An 18,083-nucleotide genomic window follows, 5' to 3' on the forward strand; every position below is an offset into this window, starting at 1 on the left:
TTCGGTGTGCGCGTGCGGTTCGGCGGACCCGCCGTGGACGTGGGTGTGTGGTTCAGGACGCAAAGAGACGCACCTCCCAGGTGGCGTGGTGTTCGGCGTCGACCTCCGGGATCGGGGCCGAGCCGGCGGGCAGGTCGTCGACCGGCCGGTCGGCCAGGGCGGCCGCTCCGGCGGCGACCGCGTCGATGTCCGGCGCGAGCCGGGCCAGCAGGCCGTGCACCGCGTACGGGTCGAGGCCGAGCAGCCGCACGGCGGCGCTGGCCGGTCCGGTGACCGTGGTGTACGCGGCGGCCAGCGCAGCCTCGGCCGGGCCGAGCCCGGCGGCGGCTGCGACCACGCCGAGCGCGACCGGCTGGTGGCGGTCCCGGGGGCCGCCCGCCGGCAGCGCCCAGATGCCGCGTCCGGCGCGCAGCAACGCCCGACCCTGTGCCCGCGACGCGCGGCGCAGCGCGGGCGACGGGGTACGCGCGTCGATGCCTTCGTCGAGCGCGTCCAGCCGGCCAGGGCCGGCCCCGTCGGCGGTCGCCCCGTCGGCGGCTGCGGCTGCGCTGGCCGCGGCGGCCGCGAACGCGGCGGCGGTGCGCCCACCGGTGCCGAGCCGGCCGGTCAGGTACGCCGCCACACCGGCCAGGTCGCGGACCCGGCCGGCGACGACGGCCGCCTCCAGCCCGCTGGAGTGGGCGTGCCCGCCGGCCGGCAGCCGGCCGTCGGCCAGCACCAGCAGCGTGGCGAGCCCGCTCATCGACGGGTCCGGACGTGACAGGTGATCATCGGCCGGTCGTCAGAACAGGAAGTAGCGCTGCGCCATCGGCAGCTCCGTCGCCGGGGCCGGCTCGACCGTCTCCCCGTCGATGCGCACCGTGAACGTGTCCGCGTCGATCTCGATCCGTGGGGTGGCGTCGTTCAGCGGCATGTCCGCCTTGCCCCGCCGTCGGGTGTCGGCGACCGGGGCGAGCCGGCGTCGGATCCCGAGCCGGTCGCCGAGCAGCGCGTCGATCGCCGCCGGCGCGACGAACGCCAGGCTGGTGGCGGCGGGCACGGTGCCGTACGCGCCGAACATCGGCCTCGGCAGCATCGGCTGCGGGGTCGGGATGGACGCGTTCGCGTCGCCCATCTGCGCCCAGGCGATCATGCCGCCCTTGATCACCAGATGCGGCCGTACGCCGAAGAACGCCGGATCCCACAGCACCAGGTCGGCCAGCTTGCCCGGCTCGACCGAGCCGATCTCGCCCTCGACGCCGTGCGCCACCGCCGGGCAGATCGTGTACTTGGCGACGTACCGCCGGGCCCGCATGTTGTCGGCCGGCCCGTCGCCGGGCAGCGACCCACGTCGGGCCTTCATCACGTGCGCGGTCTGCCAGGTCCGCAGGATCACCTCGCCGATGCGCCCCATCGCCTGCGAGTCGGAGCCGATCATCGAGATGGCGCCGAGGTCGTGCAGGATGTCCTCACCGGCCATCGTGCTGGGCCGGATCCGGCTCTCGGCGAACGCCAGGTCCTCCGGCACGCTCGGGTTCAGATGGTGGCAGACCATCAGCATGTCGAGGTGTTCGTCGAGGGTGTTGACGGTGTGCGGGCGGGTCGGGTTGGTCGATGACGGCAACACGTTCGGTTCGGCCGCCACCCGCATGATGTCCGGCGCGTGACCGCCGCCGGCCCCTTCGGTGTGGTACGCGTGGATCGACCGGCCGGCGATCGCGCCGAGGGTGGACTCCACGTACCCGGCTTCGTTGAGGGTGTCGGTGTGGATCGCCACCTGCACGCCGGAGGCGTCGGCCACCCGCAGGCAGGCGTCGATCGCGGCCGGGGTGGTGCCCCAGTCTTCGTGCAGCTTGAAGCCGCCGGCACCGCCGCGCAGCTGCTCCCACATGGCTTCTTCGCTGACCGTGTTGCCCTTGCCGAGCAGCAGCACGTTGACCGGCCACGGGTCGAGCGCGGCGAGCATCATGCCCAGGTGCCACGCTCCGGGGGTGACCGTGGTCGCCTTGCTGCCCTCGGCCGGCCCGGTGCCGCCGCCCATGATGGTGGTGATCCCGCTCGCGAGGGCGGTCTCCATCAGCTGCGGGCAGATCAGGTGTACGTGGCTGTCGATCGCCCCGGCGGTGAGGATCTTGCCGTTGCCGGCGATGATCTCGGTGCCCGGCCCGATCACCAGGTCGGGGTGCACCCCGTCCATCGTGTCGGGGTTGCCGGCCTTGCCGATCGCGGCGATCCGGCCGTCACGGATGCCGACGTCGGCCTTGACGACGCCCCAGTGGTCCAGCACCACCGCACCGGTGATCACCGTGTCGGGTGCCCCTTCGGCCCGGGTGGCCCGGGACTGGCCCATCGACTCGCGGATCACCTTGCCGCCGCCGAAGACCACCTCGTCGCCGTACGCCGGGGTGCCGTCGGCACCGGGCGGCGCGCAGCGGTCCTCCTCGACCTCGATCAGCAGGTTGGTGTCGGCCAGCCGGATCCGGTCACCGGTCGTCGGGCCGAGCAGGGCGGCGTACCGCCGTCGGTCCAGGGTGCTCACACCGTGCCTCCCGTCTCGCCGGTGCCCGCCGCCTGGTCGGCCGGGCCGCGCCCGGTGCCCGCAGCGTCGGCCGGGCCGCGCCCGTCCAGCTCGCCGGCGCATTCGCCGCGCAGCCCGGCGACGATGCGCCGGCCGCCGAACGGCACCAGGGTTACCTCCCGGTCGACGCCGGGCTCGAAGCGCACCGAGGTGCCGGCCGGCACCGCCAGCCGGTGACCCCACGCGGCGGACCGGTCGAAGTCCAGCGCCGGGTTGGCCTCGGCGAAGTGGTAGTGCGAGCCGACCTGCACCGGCCGGTCGCCGGTATTGACCACCGGCAGGGTCAGCACCGGCCGGCCGGGATGGAGGGTGACCGGCCCGTCGCCGGGGATCAGCTCACCGGGAACGACTGTGCCGCCGTCGGCGCCCGACGGCGTGGATGGTGCAGTCAATCTCGCTCCTAGGAGATCGGCTCGTGTACGGTGACCAGCTTCGTCCCGTCGGGGAAGGTGGCTTCCACCTGCACCTCGGGGAGCATCTCCGGCACTCCGTCGAGCACGTCCTCGCGGCCGAGCACGGTGCGCCCGGCCTCCATCAGCTCCGCCACGCTGCGGCCGTCCCGGGCACCTTCCAACAGGAAGGCGGTGATCACCGCGGTCGCCTCCGGGTGGTTGAGCCGGATGCCCCTCTCACGGCGCTTCCAGGCCACGTCGGCAGCGACGTGGATGAGCAGTCGCTCCTGCTCGTGCCGGGTGAGAAACAAGCCGGACCTCCATGAGCGATCGAGACCTGGGTCGTGCCAGATGCTGGCATTCTGACATTTCAATCACGTTACGTACGCGTATCCGACTCACTGGGTCGGCGACCTCACCTGCGCAGGCGGGGTGGTGGCGGTCATTCGTACAGGGCGGCGTCGACCAGGATCGCCACCCCGTCCGGCAGTTGGCACTGGACCTGGATCTCCAACTCCTGGATGCCCTCGACGACCGCGTCGAGTGAACCGGGCTGCTCGGCGGTCGCCTGGTACTGCCCGCCGCCGACGTCCCACGCCAGGCCGCCATCGCGGGTGCGTTCGCCGACCAGGACCTCGACGTGCATCCGGGCATCCGGTTGGCTATCGAAATGTGGCCGAACGGTCGCCTGGAACGTGTCGAATCGGCCGAAGAGCTGATAGCTGACCTTGCTGACCTTGTCATTGCTCTGGTTACTCGGACACTTGATCATGATTGCGTGCTCGAATCCATCGATCTCGCGAAGTTCGCGTGGAAGATCCGTCAGATTGCCGGCGCCGGCGTGGGCCGGGAGTGCGGAAAGGTATTCGACCCTGGTCGTGGCCGGGGAGCCGCCCTGGGTGGCGTCCGGAGACGTAGCCGCCGACGTTGTCGCTGACGCGTCAGTTGATGCCGTAGGTGCCGGTATCGCCTGCTGCCCGACCGGAAAGAGCCAGGCGAACACGGCGACGATCACCCCCAGTGCGGTGGCCGCGAGGCCAGCCAGCGCCAGCCGTTCGGATATTTTCCGCACCGGACGGCGCGGTCGGTCGGTGTCTTCACCTGCAGATTTGCCATTGTCGGGCATGGTTCATCCATTGGGGTAGCAGAAGATAATTGTGGTGGCATGCAACCATTACCCTACTCGATCAAGCAAGTGGATCGGCGACCCCTCCGAGTGTGTCGATACCGGATCATGCATGCGGTCTCATGGGGTCTCCGAGTGATTGTCGGCCGTCCCTGGCCGAGGACGTTTGGAGGAGTCAGATGTCGATTTCCGGAGATGGCCCGTCGAAGATTCCCGGTGCTGGTCGACCGGGCCGACCGGCCGGCAGGCTCCAGCGGTTGCTGGTCGCGGTGTCGGTGGTGCTCGCCGCCACCTCGACCGTGATCGCCCTGCGGGCGGCGGACCGGGTCGATGCGCTGGCATCGCCGGCTGGTGGTGACAACGACGAGCCGGGGCCGGGCACCGCGCCGACGATCGAGGCCTCCGCGACGCCTGATGGGCTTGCGGCCCCTGACGAGCCTGGGACGCCCGATGGGCCGGATCCGCTGCCCGGCGGTGGAACGCAGGTTGATCCGACCGCGCAGCCGACGCTCGACGCGCAGACCCAGTACACGGTCCACTATCCGCAGCAGACGCTGACACTGCGGCTGTCCGGCAACAACCAGAGCATGCACGCCGACCTGGACGAACCACTGGCCGATGCTCCGTCGGCCGTTGCGGACATCACGCTGCGCGGCGGCTACAGCAACGCACCGGCCAACCTCGTGCTGGGCAGGGACGTCCGCGGCAGCCAGGTAGTCGAGTCGGGACTAACTCCGCACGACTGCTCGGAACAGATCCGCATCGCGCCCCTCGGCGCCGAGGCCCAGGTGCCGGTCCGGCAAGGTGTGGTGCTCTGCCTCTGGACGAGCCGTGCGGCGGCGATCAACTCGGGCATCGCGCAGCTTGTCGTGAAGCTGGAGATCACCGGGGTTTCCGCTGACGGGGCGGTCAGCCTGCGGATGGATGCCTGGAAGATTCCGGGGTGAGTCCGGGACGGGGCCATCCGGCGTCAGTTCGGATGGCCCCCGTCCTGGTCAGTGCCGGCAGCCGCGGGCGGGTCGGGCGTGGCGCGGGTACGCCGGAAGCGGTCGTGCCAGGCCGGTGTCTCCCGTTCGTCGTCGAACGCGTTGGCGATCACCACGTCGGTCGACGAGTGCAGCAGGATCGAGATCACGATGGTCAGGGCGACCAGGTGGAACACCTCGTCGGCGGCGTCGATGCCGGACTTGAGCACGATCAGGCCGTAAACCACCGAGGCGAAGCCCTTCGGCCCGAACCACATCGCCGCCGCCTGCTCCCGGGGCGCCAACCCGGAGCGGACGAATGCGATCGCCAGCGCCACCGGGCGGGCGAGGAAGATGGCCAGCACCGCGAAAACCCATCCCGGCCAGGAGATCTCGCCGAGGAAATCGATCGAGATCAGCGCGCCGAAGACCAGTAGCGCGGCCAGCTTCAGCAGCTCGGAGACGCTCTCGCCGAAGTGTTCGAAGGCGGCCCGCTGGCGGGGGCCGAAGGTGGCGATGGTGCTGCCGGCGGCGAACGCGGCCAGGAACAGGTTGCCGTGGGTGGCCTGCCCGAGAGCCAGCACGAGCAGGCCGATCGCCACCCCGTTGAGCGGTGCGTACAGGGCCGACGCGGAGAACCACCGGGTGCGTTCCAGGGCGATCGCCAGTGCGGGGACGGCGACTCCGATGACCAGGCCGACGGCGAGTTCGGTGGCCAGCTCGTCGAGGTGCAGGTCGCCGGAGCCGGTGGCGATCGCCAGGAACAGGATCACGAACGGCAACGCGAGGCCGTCGTTGATCCCGGACTCGACGTTGAGCAGATGCCGCAGCCGGTACGGCACCTTCTCGTTGCCGACCAGCGCGGCGGCGAACACCGGGTCGGTCGGGGCCAGCACCGCGCCGATCAGCAGCGATTCCGCCCAGCCCAGCCCGGCGACGTAATGGGCCAGCACTGCGGTGATCAACAGGGTGAGCGGCAGCCCCCAGCCGAGCGCCCGGCCGGGCAGCCGCCAGGCGGACCGCAGGTCCTGCCAGCCGACCCGCATCCCGTCGGTGAACAGCACGGCGAACAGCGCCAGCTCGGCCAGGGTGTTGACGATCGACGAGTCGGCCTGCACGTCGAGCACGCCGGTGGTCTGCGGCCCGAGCAGGAAGCCGGCCACCAGAAACAACGCCGCCGTGGACAGGATGGTGCGGTGGGCCAGCGCCGACACCAGCACAGCGACCAGCAGGACGGCGGCGAAACTCAGCAGCAGCATGTGAACTCCGGGACCGGCGGCGAGCGGTGGTGATGGTGTCGGGCCCGGTGATGGTACGTCCCGGCCGGGTCGGGATCGGCGCGGACCGGTGCCGGACGGGCTGACACAATGCGGAAGCAGTCCCGTACCCGCGATGAGGAGTTCCGTGCCGTGATTCGTACCCATGACGCCGGCAGCCTGCGCGCCACGCACGCCGGCACGACGGTGACGCTCGCCGGCTGGGTGGCCCGCCGGCGCGACCACGGCGGGGTCATCTTCGTCGACCTGCGCGACGCCTCCGGTGTCGTGCAGGTGGTGTTCCGCGAGGAGATGCAGCTGGCCCACGCGCTGCGTAACGAGTTCTGCGTCCGGGTGACCGGCGTCGTCGACCGCCGCCCGGAGGGCAACGACAACCCGGAGCTGGCCACCGGCGACATCGAGGTCACCGCGACCGAGCTGACCGTACTGTCCGAGGCCGCGCCGCTGCCGCTGCCGATCGACGACCAGGTCGACGCCGGCGACGACGTCCGGCTGCGGTACCGCTACCTGGACCTGCGGCGCAGCGGTCCGGCCGGGGCGTTGCGGCTGCGGTCGCGGGCCAACCAGATCGCCCGTACGGTGCTGCACGACCGCGACTTCGTGGAGATCGAGACGCCGACGCTGACCCGGTCGACGCCCGAGGGCGCCCGGGACTTCCTGGTGCCGGTGCGGCTGCAGCCCGGCACCTGGTACGCCCTGCCGCAGTCGCCCCAGCTGTTCAAGCAGCTGCTGATGGTCGCCGGGATGGAGCGGTACTACCAGATCGCCCGCTGCTACCGCGACGAGGACTTCCGGGCCGACCGGCAGCCGGAGTTCACCCAGCTGGACATCGAGATGTCGTTCGTCACCCAGGACGATGTGATCGAGCTGGGTGAGTCGATCGTCGGCGCGCTCTGGCGGGAGCTGGCCGGGCACGAGATCACCGGCCCGGTGCCGCGGATCACCTGGCACGAGGCGATGGACCGGTACGGCTCGGACAAGCCGGACCTGCGCTACGGCGTGGAGCTGACCGAGCTGACCGGCTACCTGCGTGGCACGGCGTTCCGGGTGTTCGCCGGGGCGATCGACGCCGGTGGCTACGTCGGTGCGGTGGTGATGCCCGGCGGTGCCGCGCAGACCCGCAAGGAGCTCGACGGCTGGCAGGACTGGGCCAAGGCGCGCGGCGCGCGGGGCCTGGCGTACGTGGTGCTGGACGCCGAGACCGGCGAGCCGCGCGGCCCGGTGGCGAAGAACCTGTCGGCCGAGCACCTGGGTGGGCTGGCCGACGCGGTCGGCGCCAAGCCCGGTGACGCGATCTTCTTCGCCGCCTCGACGAACCGGCGGGAGGCGCAGGAGCTGCTCGGCGCGGCCCGCATCGAGATCGCCCGGCGGGCCAACCTGGTCGACGAGAGCGCGTGGGCGTTCTGCTGGGTGGTGGACGCGCCGATGTTCGAGCCGACCGAGGAGGGCGGCTGGACGGCGGTGCACCACCCGTTCACCTCGCCGACCGACGAGTGGCTGGACCGCTTCGACGACGCGCCCGGCGAGGCCCTCGCCTACGCGTACGACATCGTCTGCAACGGCAACGAGATCGGCGGCGGCTCGGTCCGTATCCACCGGGCCGACGTGCAGCGGCGGGTCTTCGACCTGCTGGGCATCACCGAGCAGGAGGCGGCGGACAAGTTCGGCTTCCTGCTGGAGGCGTTCAAGTACGGCCCGCCGCCGCACGGCGGCATCGCGTTCGGCTGGGACCGGATCTGCATGCTGCTGGCCGGGGTGGACTCGATCCGTGAGGTGATCGCGTTCCCGAAGACGCGCGGCGGGTTCGACCCGCTGACCCAGGCGCCGACGCCGATCACCGCGCAGCAGCGGGCCGAGGCCGGGGTGGACGCCAAGCCGAAGCCACCGGCCGGGGTCGCGCCGACCCCGGCAGCCGGAACGGCAGGGGTGGCAGCCCTGGTGGAGCCGTCCTGACCAGGTAACTGTCTTTCGGTCGTGGGCCCGGGGTGGACGTTCACCCCGGGCCCACGCAGGTCTGCGGGCCATGTCTGCACCGGTTCCACAGAAGTTATGCACAGGTATTGTGCAAACTTTCTCTGCAGAGTTATTGTGCAGACCATGGAAGAGCAACTCTCGACGGTCTGGCTAACTGGGGATCAGGTCCGCACCCTGGCCCACCCGCTGCGGTTGCGGCTGCTGGGCGCGCTGCGGTTGGACGGCCCCGCGACCGCCACCGCGCTCGCCCACGAGCTCGGCACCAACACCGGAGCGACCAGTTACCACCTGCGCAAGCTCGCCGACGTCGGGCTGGTACGCGAGGAGCCGGCCCGCGGCACCGGCCGCGAGCGCTGGTGGCGGGCGGCGCACCAGAACACCTCGTGGCGTAACACGTCCTTCGACGCCGACCCGGACGCCCGCGCCGCCGCCGACTGGCTCAACAGTTACTTCGTGCAGCAGTTCGTCCGCCGCGCCGAGGACTGGCACACCGCCCGCGACGGCTACTCGGCGCAGTGGCGTGACGCGGCCGAGTACTCCGACACCCGGTTGACTCTCACCTCGGACCAGTTGCGTCGGCTCAACGCCGAGATCGACGAGGTCATCGAGCGGTACCGCACCGATCCCGGCCCGGGTGACGGGCCGGCCGAGCAGGTGATGCTCTACAAGTACGCCTTCCCGCGCGTCGCCAAGGGCGGCGGCGACCGCGGCGGGTCGGCCGGGGACGAGCCGTGACCGCGCTGACCGCCCGCCAGGTGCACCGGCGCTATCTGATCCTGCACGGTCTGCGCTGGGCACCCACCGGGCTGCTGATCCCCGTCTGGGTGCTGTTGATGCTGGAGCGTGGGCTGACCCTGCCGCAGATCGGCCTGGCCGCCGCCGTGCAGGGGCTGGCCGTGCTGATGCTGGAGCTGCCGACCGGTGGGCTGGCCGACGCGATCGGTCGCAGGCCGGTGCTGATCGGCGCGGCGGCGGCGAACCTGGCGTCACTGGCGCTGCTGGTCGTCGCGGACTCCTTCGCCCTGTTCGTCGCCGTGATGCTGCTGCAGGGCCTCTACCGGGCGCTGGAGAGCGGGCCGCTGGAGTCCTGGTACGTCGACGCCACGCTCGCCGCCGACCCCGCCGCGCGGTACGAAGGCGGGCTGAGCCAAGGGGGAGTGGTGCTCGGCCTCGCGATCGCCGCCGGATCCCTGGCCAGCGGCGGTCTGGTGGCACTCGGTCCGGTGGGTCCGGTCAGCGCGCTGACCGGACCGGTGCTCGTCGCGGCGCTGTTCCAGGTCGTCAGCCTGGTCGGTCTGGTGCTGCTGCTGGTCGAGGTACGGCCGGCGGCGGGAGCACCGACCCTGACGGCTTCGATCCGACAGGTGCCCTCCGTGGTGCTCGGCGCCGTACGGCTGCTCCGGCGGTCCCGGATTCTGCTTGCCCTGATCTCGGTCGAGCTGTTCTGGGGGTTCGGCATGATCTCCTTCGAGACCCTGATGCCGGTGCGTCTGGCGGAGGTGGCCGGCGACGCCGACCGGGCGGCGGCGCTGCTCGGCCCGGTCGGCGCGGTCGCCTGGCTGGCGTCGGCCGGCGGCGCCGCGCTGGTGCCGGCGGTCGCCCGCCTGATCGGTGCGCCGCTGACCGCCGCCGCGTTCCGCGTCCTGCAGGGGGCGACCGTGGTCGCGATGGCGCTGCTCGCCGGGCCGGTCGGCGTCGTCGCGGCCTATCTGGCCTGCTACGCCATCCACGGTGCGTCGAACCCGGTGCACATGGGTCTGCTGCACCGCCAGGTGGACGGTGGGCACCGCAGCAGCGTGGTCTCGCTCAACTCGATGGTCGCGCACCCGGCGGGGGCGCTCGGCGGGGTGGTGCTGATGGGGATCGCCGGGGCGAGCACGGTCAGCCTGGCGATGCTGGTCGGTGCGGCCGTGCTGGCTGCGGCCGCACCGCTGTACCTGGTCTCGCCTGGTCCAAGCTGGATTGGCCGGCGCGGCCGTTGGGTATGGAACGGCCGACCGACTGAACCCCCCAGGAGGATCTGATGTTCGCCATCGCTGCGGCTGTCGTTTTCGGCTTCGCCCTGCTGCTCGACCTGCTCGACACCGATCTCGGTGCGCCTGACCTGTTCAACTGGAACACCATGGTGCTGATCGGCCTGCTCTGCCTGGCTCTGTTCTTCGCCGGGGTCGGTCGCGGCACCGGCGGCGGTTGGTCCCGGCGCCGTCGGCGCAGCTGACCCGGCTGTTCACTGGCCCGATCTCGGTGCATTTCCGGCGTCCGAGATCGGGCCGGTACTGTCTTGCTGATGGAGTCCGACGTCCTCTTCTCCTACCCCGCCGGTGACCAGCGACGCGATGCGTCGCCGGCCGGCGGCGGCGTGGTGGCGGGCGACTCAGGCTCCGGCCCGCCCGCGTCGGCGCCGTTGCCGGTACGGATGCGTCCGGCAAGCCTCGACGAGCTGGTCGGCCAGGAGCATCTGCTCGCCCCGGGCGCGCCGTTGCGGCAGCTGGTGACCGGTACCGCCCCGATGTCGGTGATCCTGTGGGGGCCGCCGGGCTGCGGCAAGACGACGATCGCCCACCTGGTGGCCCGGGCCACCGACCGTCGTTTCGTAGCGATGTCGGCGCTGTCCGCCGGGGTCAAGGACGTCCGTGCGGTGATCGACGAGGCCCGACGGCAACGGCGTACCGGCGGGCTGCCGACGGTGCTGTTCATCGACGAGGTGCACCGCTTCAGCAAGACCCAGCAGGACTCGCTGCTCGCGGCGGTCGAGGACCGTACCGTGACGTTGCTGGCGGCGACCACCGAAAATCCCCATTTTTCGGTCATTTCGCCGTTATTGTCGCGGTGTGTCCTGCTCACCCTGCGGCCGCTCGGCGACGAGGCGGTCCGTGACCTCCTCCGGCGCGCGGTGACCGACGAACGTGGACTCGGCGGCTCGCTACGGCTGTCCCAGCCGGCCGAGGATCACCTGGTCCGGTTGGCCGGCGGCGACGTGCGCAAGGCGCTCACCGCACTGGAGGCGGCGGCCTCGGCGGCCACCGCGACCGACACCGGGAAGATCGACCTGCGTACCGCCGAGCAGGCGATCGACGTCGCCGCAGTGCGCTACGACCGCGACGGCGACGCCCACTATGACGTGACCAGCGCGTTCATCAAGAGCATGCGTGGATCGGACGTCGACGCCGCGCTGCACTGGCTGGCCCGGATGCTGGTCGCCGGGGAGGACGCCAGGTTCATCGCCCGGCGGATGGTGATCTTCGCCAGCGAGGACGTCGGGATGGCCGATCCGGGTGCGCTGTCGGTGGCGACCGCGGCCGCTCACGCCGTGGAGTACGTGGGGTTGCCGGAGGCGCAACTCAACCTTGCCCAGGCGGTGATCCACCTGGCCACCGCCCCGAAGTCCAACTCGACCACCGCAGCGCTGGCGGCGGCCGTCGCCGATGTACGGGCCGGCCGGGGCGGGACGGTGCCTGCACATCTACGGGACAGCCACTACTCGGGCGCGCGGCGGATCGGCCACGGAGGCGGCTACCGTTACCCTCACGACGACCACCGGGGGGTGGTCACCCAGCAGTACCCGCCCGACGAGCTCGCCGGTGTCGACTACTACCGGCCGACCGAGCACGGCGCCGAGCGGACCGTCTCCGCGCGGCTGCCGGTGCTCCGCCGGATCGTGCGCGGCCTGCCGCCCGACACCCGCGCGTCCGCTGGACGCACCGGCTCCGGCTCGTCCGCTGGTGCCGCCGAACCTGATCCACCCGTCCCAGCGTCCGAGGCTGGTCCGGTGCCCGATGACAGCGGCAGCGTTGCTGCCGGGGAGGTACAGCAGTGAGAGCGCGCGGTTCTGACCGCCCCGATCACCCCGACGAGCGTCGTGAGGGCAAGCCGAAGGGCCGTCGGTGGGGCCGGGCACAGGTCGAGGAAGAGGTCAGCGGCGAGGAGACCGGCTGGCTGGACGATCTGCGGACCGCCAAGGAACAGCGGATCGACATCGGACCCGGTGGCGTCCGACCAGAGGGTTCCCCAACGGACGGTCCGCCCTCCCGGTCCGCCGCCGCCCGCTCTGCGGCCCCGTCCCGCCCAGGTCCCCCGCAGCCCGGTCCGCAGTCGCAGCCTGGTCCGCAGCCGCGTCCCGGACCTCGACCGGCCGAGCCCGTTTCGCCGGCTGGTGCGAAGCCGTCCGAGCCACGACCAGTCAGCCCCGCACCGGGCGGGCCGACCCCGGCCTCCGGTAGGCCGAGCCCGGCACCGGTCTCGGGTGGGCCGAGCCCGACTAGGCCGAGCCCGGCACCGGTCTCCGGTGGGCCGACCCCGACCCCGGGCCGGTACGAGCGCCCGCCGCACCGTCCGTCAGCAGCGGATACCGTTGTTCCGCGGTCGGGCAACGCGCCGCCGTTGCCGCCGTCCGCGCCGCAGCGGCCATCCGGCGAACCCTTCGGCGGGCCCCGTTCCGCGCCGGGCACCCCGACCCGACCAACGTCCGGCCCCGGCGCCGATGGGCGCGACGAGACCCGGATCATTCCGCCGGTCAGGTCGTCCGGCGGGCGTCGACGCGCCCCGGAACCGGCGGACGAGTCCGGCGGCTGGGAGCGCCGCCCGGAGACGCCGCAACGTGGCCCGGCCGCCGGGGCGGACCGGGCGGGTCAGACCCGGGAAGGGGACGGCCCGGCACCGTCGCGGCCGTCAACCGGCCGGCATGCCTCGGCCGGCCAGCCGTTCGAGCCGGCCCGGCCGACCTCGGGCGGTCCCCGCCCGGCGCGGTCCGCGCCGATCCCCGGCCAGCCATCCCGGGGCGGCTCGGGCGGCCCGTTGGCCGCTCCCGTGGTCCCCGGGCCGGGCGGCGCCGTGCCACCGGCCCGTGGTCCGCAGCATGACCCGGGCTCCGACCAGCCGCCCCGTCCGGGCACCCGCCCGGCAGGACCGCCGCCAGGCCATCCGGCCGGCCCGCCGACCGCCACCCGTCGTGGGCCCGGCCGGGCGACGGTCCCGGCAGCCGGGCCGGTGCCGACCGGTGGCGGGCCGCGGCCACCCGTGACCGGGCCGCCGGCCACCGACCGACGGGACCCGTACGCCACCGGTCCGATCCGCCCCGGCCAGCCGGGTCGATCCGATCCGCCGGGCCGTCCCAACGAGGCCGGCACCTTCGGCCGCCCCGGCCGACCAGCTCACCCCGGCCGTCCAGCTGAGCCCGGGCCCGGTGGCGTGGCAACGATGCCCGGCGCGCCGGCACCTGGCCGGCCGGTGTCCGGCGGACCCGCGGGTGCCGCCGCGCCGCCGCACCACGATCGGCCGGCACCCGCCCCGCCCCGCCCGGTCTCCGGTGCCGGTGGTGGGGCGACGGTGGCGCGGTCGGCGTCGGTACCGGTGCGGCCGGGTGGGCCGGTGCCGCCGAGCGGACTCGCCCCGGTGTCCGGTGGAGCCGCCCCGGTCCCGGGAGGGGTCGCCCCGGTGTCCGGTGGGGGTGGCTCACCGGTCCGGTCCGGGCCGTACCGCCCCGACCGGTCGGGGCCCGAGGAGTCCGGTGTTGAGCAGCCCGGGCCAGAGCCGGGCGGTCCGAACCTGCAGCAGCGTCGGCTGCGGGCGATGGCCCTGATCATGGTCGCCGTCGTGGTGCTGGCCGCGCTCCCGCTCTACTTCGGTATCCGGGCGGCGACCCGCGACCCGGTCTTCAACTCCCTTGACCGGCTCGACGTGCCCGGGTGGGCGGCGCAGGAGCGTACCGACGCGATCAGCGGGAGCCGTTGGTGCCTCATCGACTGCCGGTTCCGCGAGCGGACGATGACCTCCGAACGCGGTACGGAGGAGACCGCCCAGGTCTACACCGCGGCACTGACCGACGCCGGGTGGCTGCCGTGGGACGCCGAGCTGTGCCCGTCCCAGCCGGTCGAGGGCCAGTACAACTGCTGGACCCGCGACGAACTCACCCTCGACCTGTGGGTCCGGCCACCGGCCTGCTCGGACGACCTGCTGCTGCAGCGGCCGACGGTGGAGCCGCCATCCGGTGAGTCGACCGACGGTGGGTCGGCCGACGGGGAATCGGCCGACTCGCCGCCGGTCACCGAGGCCGAGACCTGCACCGGTTCGGTCGTGTCGATCAAGGTGCGCAACGCGATCGGTGACGACCGGATGAAGCCACAGCCGAGTACCGATCCGTCGCTCACCGGTGAGGATCCGGATCCGGTCTTCACCGACGACCCGCTGCTGGACCTGGAGGTCGAACCGTCGTGAGCGGACGACCATCACTGACGGTAGGGTCTGCACGGTGGTGCGGCGCGAGCTGACCGCCGTCAGGTGAGCAGCGGCGGCGAGGCGTCGTGACAGAGGAGGACACAGGCATGGACGGTGGACAGATCGCGGCGCTGGTGGCGGCCGGAGCGTTCCTGATGCTCGTGCTGGTGCTCGCGGTGCCGATTCTGCGGCTGCGGCACACCGTGGACGCGGCGACCAGGGCGATCAACGACCTGAACGACCGCACCGGTCCACTGCTCGGCCAGGTCAACACCTCGGTGGAGAACGTCAACACCGCGCTCGGGCAGGTGCACACCACGCTGGACGGCGTCAACATCCAGCTCGCCAAGATCGACACGATGACGGGTCACGCGCAGAACGTCACCGCCAACGTGGCGAACCTCGCCACCGTCGTCTCGGCGGCGGCGGCCAACCCGCTGGTCAAGGTCGCCGCCTTCGGGTACGGCGTACGGCGTGCCGCGTCCGCCCGCCGGCACGCCGAGCAGGAGCGCGACGTACGGGCGGAACTCAAGCAGCGGCGCCGGGCAGCCCGGCGCAACGCCGGATGACCGGGAGGACGCCGTCATGAAACGCCTGCTCTGGCTCGGTGTCGGCATCGCCGTCGGCGCGGTGGTGGTCCGCAAGCTGGCCCGGACCGCCCAGTCCTACACGCCGTCCGGGATCGCCTCCTCGCTGTCGGAATCCGCTGGTGGTCTCGTCGAGTCGGTCCGTACCTTCGTGGAGGACGTGCGCGAGGGTATGGCGGAGCGCGAGCAGCAGATCCAGGCCGCGTTCGCTGAGGGCGTGGCGTTCGACGACCAGTTCGCCGACCTGCGGGGCGACCCGAGCGTCGGCGACGCGGAGATATTCCCCCAGGAGGACGTTCGGTGAAAACGGCGGAGATCAAGCGGCGGTTCCTCGCGCACTTCGAGGCCAACGGCCATGCCGTGGTGCCGTCAGCTCCGCTGCCCGCGATCGATGACCCGAACCTGCTGTTCATCAACGCGGGCATGGTGCAGTTCGTGCCGTACTTCCTCGGCCAGCGGACCCCGCCGTACCAGCGGGCGACGAGCGTGCAGAAGTGCATCCGGACCCCGGACATCGACGAGGTCGGCAAGACGTCGCGGCACGGCACCTTCTTCCAGATGAACGGCAACTTCTCGTTCGGCGACTACTTCAAGGAAGGCGCGATCCCGCTGGCCTGGGACCTGGCCACCAGGCCGGTCGACGCGGGCGGGTTCGGCATGGACCCGGAGCGGATCTGGGTCACCGTCTACCTCGACGACGACGAGGCGGCCGACATCTGGCGGCGCACCGGTGTGCCGGCGGCGCGGATCGTGCGCCGGGGCAACAAGGACAACTTCTGGTCGATGGGCATTCCCGGGCCGGCCGGGCCGTGTTCGGAGCTGTACTACGACCGGGGCCCGGCGTACGGGCCGGACGGCGGGCCGGAGGTCGACGAGGACCGCTTCCTGGAGTTCTGGAATCTCGTCTTCATGCAGTACGAGATCACCAACGTACAGAGCAAAGAAGTCTTCGACATCGTCGGCGACCTGCCGAAGAAGAACATCGACACCGGCATGGGCCTGGAGCGGATCGCGTCGATTCTGCAGGGGGTGGACAACCTCTACGAGATCGACGAGGTACGTCCGATCCTGGACCGGGCCGCCGAGCTGACCGGCAAGCGCTACGGTGCGGGATCCGGGCAGGCGGCGAGCGAGTCGCACCCCGACGACGTACGGCTGCGGGTGATCGCCGACCACGTGCGGACCGCGCTGATGCTGATCGGTGACGGGGTGACCCCGTCCAACGAGGGCCGCGGCTACGTGCTGCGCCGGATCATGCGCCGGGCGATCCGCTCGGTGCGGCTGCTCGGTTGGCAGGACCGCGCCCTGCCGGAGCTGCTGCCGGTGGCCCGGGACTGCATGGCGCCGTCGTACCCGGAGCTGGCCGCCGACTTCGAGCGGATCTCCTCGTACGCGTACGCCGAGGAGGACGCCTTCCTGTCCACGCTGCGCGCCGGTACCACGATCCTGGACACGGCGATCGCCCAGACCAGGTCGGCCGGCGGCGGCAAACTCTCCGGCGACCAGGCCTTCCAGCTGCACGACACCTACGGGTTCCCGATCGACCTCACCCTGGAGATCGCCGCCGAGCAGGGGCTCTCGGTCGACCAGGACGGCTTCCGCCGGCTGATGTCCGAGCAGCGGGCCCGGGCCAAGGCGGACGCGCAGGCCCGCAAGACCGGGCACGTCGACATGTCCGCGTACCGCGGGGTGCTGGACAGCGGCGGGCCGGTGGAGTTCACCGGCTACGCCGAGGTGTCCCGCGAGTCGCGGGTCCGGGCGCTGCTCGGCGCCGGCGGCGCGGCGCTGCCCGCGGCCGGTGAGGGCGACGTGGTGGAGCTGGTGCTGGACAGCACCCCGTTCTACGCCGAGGGCGGCGGCCAGCAGCCGGACACCGGCCTGCTCACCGTCGGCGCCGGCCGGGTGGAGATCTTCGACGTGCAGCAGCCGGTGCCGGGCCTGATCGTGCACCGGGCCCGGGTGGTCAGCGGTGAGCTGCGCGCCGGGGAGTCCGGCTACGCCGAGATCGACATCCCGCGTCGGCGGGCGATCTCCCGGTCGCACACCGCGACGCACCTGGTGCACCAGACGATGCGCAACTTCCTCGGCGAGTCGGCGACCCAGGCGGGGTCGCTGAACGCGCCGGGCCGGTTGCGGTTCGACTTCAACACCCCCGGCGCGGTCGCGCCGTCGGTGCTGCACGACATCGAGCAGCAGGTCAACGAGGTGCTGCTGCGTGACCTGGAGGTGAACGCGTTCATCACCTCGCAGGAGGAGGCGCGCCGGCTGGGCGCGATGGCGCTGTTCGGGGAGAAGTACGGCGACGAGGTCCGGGTGGTCGAGGTCGGTGACTACGCCCGCGAGCTGTGCGGCGGTACGCACGTGACCCGCTCCGGTCAGCTCGGCGTGGTGAAGATCCTCTCCGAGTCGTCGATCGGCTCCGGCGTGCGCCGGGTGGAGGCGCTGGTCGGCATCGACGCGTTCAACTTCCTGGCCCGCGAGCACCTGCTGGTGGCCCGGCTCGCCGAGCTGTACCGGGTGCCGGCCGACCAGGTCGCGGACCGGGTCCAGCAGACCGTCACCCAGCTGCGCGACGCCGAGAAGGAGCTGGAGAAGCTGCGCGCCCAGCTGGTGCTCGGCGGCGCGGCGGCGATCGCCGGCCAGGCGCGTGACGTGCGCGGGATCGCCTACGTCGGCACCGAGGCGCCCGAGGGCGCGGCCGGCAACGACGTACGGACCTTGGCGCAGGAGATCCGGGGCAAGATCGACCCGGCCAGGCCGGCGGTGGTCGCGGTGGCGGCCCGGGCCAACGGCAAGGCGGCGCTGGTGGTGGCGGTGAACGCGGCCGGCAAGTCACGCGGGGTGTCCGCCGCCGACCTGGTCAAGGGGGCGCTGCACGGCCGGGGCGGCGGCAACGCCGACCTGGCCCAGGGCGGTGGGCTGCCGGCGGCCGAGGCGGCGAACCTGCTGGTCGCGGTCGAAAAGGCGATCGCCGAGACGGCCTGAGATGAGC

General features: G+C 72.3%; 15 protein-coding genes and 1 pseudogene. 10 read left to right on the plus strand and 6 right to left on the minus strand.

Going from position 1 to position 18,083, the window contains the following annotated elements; all coding sequences use genetic code 11:
• Positions 1–52: 52 nt before the first annotated feature.
• From EDC02_RS06375 to EDC02_RS06395, 5 genes are all read right to left on the minus strand, one after another.
• Positions 53–742: an urease accessory protein UreF gene (locus EDC02_RS06375; RefSeq protein ID WP_123601147.1), complete on the minus strand. Its 690-nt coding sequence runs from the start codon at positions 740–742 to the stop codon at positions 53–55.
• 39 nt (positions 743–781) lie between these two features.
• The gene (locus EDC02_RS06380) at positions 782–2,518 is read right to left on the minus strand and encodes an urease subunit alpha (RefSeq protein ID WP_123601148.1); all 1,737 of its coding nucleotides are present in this window, start codon (positions 2,516–2,518) and stop codon (positions 782–784) included.
• Positions 2,515–2,949: an urease subunit beta gene (locus tag EDC02_RS06385; RefSeq protein ID WP_123601149.1), complete on the minus strand. Its 435-nt coding sequence runs from the start codon at positions 2,947–2,949 to the stop codon at positions 2,515–2,517. Before EDC02_RS06385 ends, EDC02_RS06380 begins: the two co-directional genes overlap by 4 nt.
• Positions 2,950–2,957: 8 nt before the next feature.
• A complete protein-coding gene (locus EDC02_RS06390; RefSeq protein ID WP_123601150.1) occupies positions 2,958–3,260 on the minus strand; it encodes an urease subunit gamma in 303 nt (100 codons plus the stop codon).
• 131 nt (positions 3,261–3,391) lie between these two features.
• Positions 3,392–4,021: a hypothetical protein gene (locus EDC02_RS06395; RefSeq protein ID WP_123601151.1), complete on the minus strand. Its 630-nt coding sequence runs from the start codon at positions 4,019–4,021 to the stop codon at positions 3,392–3,394.
• 311 nt (positions 4,022–4,332) lie between these two features.
• Between EDC02_RS06395 and EDC02_RS06400 the strand changes: the two genes are divergently transcribed.
• On the plus strand, positions 4,333–5,022 hold the full coding sequence (locus tag EDC02_RS06400; RefSeq protein ID WP_123601152.1) for a hypothetical protein: 690 nt from the start codon (positions 4,333–4,335) through the stop codon (positions 5,020–5,022).
• A 23-nt stretch (positions 5,023–5,045) separates the two neighbouring features.
• Here the strand turns inward: EDC02_RS06400 and EDC02_RS06405 are convergent, their stop codons facing one another.
• Positions 5,046–6,299, minus strand: coding sequence for a sodium:proton antiporter (locus tag EDC02_RS06405; RefSeq protein ID WP_123601153.1), 1,254 nt, complete (start codon positions 6,297–6,299; stop codon positions 5,046–5,048).
• Between the two features lie 150 nt (positions 6,300–6,449).
• On the opposite strand from EDC02_RS06405, the gene aspS reads away from it, so the two are divergent.
• The 9 genes and pseudogenes from aspS to alaS all read left to right on the plus strand — a co-directional run bounded on the left by aspS (position 6,450) and on the right by alaS (position 18,076).
• On the plus strand, positions 6,450–8,270 hold the full coding sequence (aspS, locus tag EDC02_RS06410) for an aspartate--tRNA ligase (RefSeq protein ID WP_123604562.1): 1,821 nt from the start codon (positions 6,450–6,452) through the stop codon (positions 8,268–8,270).
• Between the two features lie 144 nt (positions 8,271–8,414).
• Positions 8,415–9,026, plus strand: a complete 612-nt coding sequence (locus EDC02_RS06415; RefSeq protein WP_123604563.1) for a winged helix-turn-helix domain-containing protein — start codon at positions 8,415–8,417, stop codon at positions 9,024–9,026.
• Positions 9,023–10,261: pseudogene (locus tag EDC02_RS06420) on the plus strand (MFS transporter); the annotation flags it as partial. The gene EDC02_RS06415 and the pseudogene EDC02_RS06420, both read left to right, overlap by 4 nt.
• Positions 10,262–10,314: 53 nt before the next feature.
• Positions 10,315–10,509 (plus strand): hypothetical protein, encoded by a 195-nt coding sequence (locus tag EDC02_RS06425; RefSeq protein WP_123601155.1) that lies wholly within the window; start codon positions 10,315–10,317, stop codon positions 10,507–10,509.
• Between the two features lie 69 nt (positions 10,510–10,578).
• On the plus strand, positions 10,579–12,108 hold the full coding sequence (locus EDC02_RS06430) for a replication-associated recombination protein A (protein WP_123601156.1): 1,530 nt from the start codon (positions 10,579–10,581) through the stop codon (positions 12,106–12,108).
• Positions 12,109–13,835: 1,727 nt separating this feature from the next.
• The gene (locus EDC02_RS06440; RefSeq protein ID WP_123604564.1) at positions 13,836–14,504 is read left to right on the plus strand and encodes a hypothetical protein; all 669 of its coding nucleotides are present in this window, start codon (positions 13,836–13,838) and stop codon (positions 14,502–14,504) included.
• Positions 14,505–14,611: 107 nt separating this feature from the next.
• Positions 14,612–15,073 (plus strand): DUF948 domain-containing protein, encoded by a 462-nt coding sequence (locus EDC02_RS06445; RefSeq protein ID WP_123601158.1) that lies wholly within the window; start codon positions 14,612–14,614, stop codon positions 15,071–15,073.
• A 16-nt stretch (positions 15,074–15,089) separates the two neighbouring features.
• Positions 15,090–15,395 carry a hypothetical protein gene (locus tag EDC02_RS06450; protein ID WP_123601159.1) on the plus strand — a complete coding sequence of 102 codons (306 nt, stop codon included), beginning with the start codon at positions 15,090–15,092 and terminating at the stop codon, positions 15,393–15,395.
• On the plus strand, positions 15,392–18,076 hold the full coding sequence (alaS, locus tag EDC02_RS06455; RefSeq protein WP_123601160.1) for an alanine--tRNA ligase: 2,685 nt from the start codon (positions 15,392–15,394) through the stop codon (positions 18,074–18,076). The genes EDC02_RS06450 and alaS overlap by 4 nt, the downstream gene beginning before the upstream one ends.
• Positions 18,077–18,083: the final 7 nt, after the last annotated feature.

It is taken from the genome of Micromonospora sp. Llam0, assembly GCF_003751085.1.
In the GTDB taxonomy this organism is placed as follows: Bacteria; Actinomycetota; Actinomycetes; order Mycobacteriales; family Micromonosporaceae; genus Micromonospora_E.

Coding starts and splice junctions, on each gene's coding strand:
- EDC02_RS06405 (WP_123601153.1), bottom strand. CDS start 6,299: ATGCTGCTGCTGAGTTTCGCCGCCGTCCTGCTGGTCGCTGTGCTGGTG.
- EDC02_RS06430 (WP_123601156.1), top strand. CDS start 10,579: ATGGAGTCCGACGTCCTCTTCTCCTACCCCGCCGGTGACCAGCGACGC.
- EDC02_RS06445 (WP_123601158.1), top strand. CDS start 14,612: ATGGACGGTGGACAGATCGCGGCGCTGGTGGCGGCCGGAGCGTTCCTG.
- EDC02_RS06375 (WP_123601147.1), bottom strand. CDS start 742: ATGAGCGGGCTCGCCACGCTGCTGGTGCTGGCCGACGGCCGGCTGCCG.
- EDC02_RS06425 (WP_123601155.1), top strand. CDS start 10,315: ATGTTCGCCATCGCTGCGGCTGTCGTTTTCGGCTTCGCCCTGCTGCTC.
- EDC02_RS06450 (WP_123601159.1), top strand. CDS start 15,090: ATGAAACGCCTGCTCTGGCTCGGTGTCGGCATCGCCGTCGGCGCGGTG.
- EDC02_RS06415 (WP_123604563.1), top strand. CDS start 8,415: ATGGAAGAGCAACTCTCGACGGTCTGGCTAACTGGGGATCAGGTCCGC.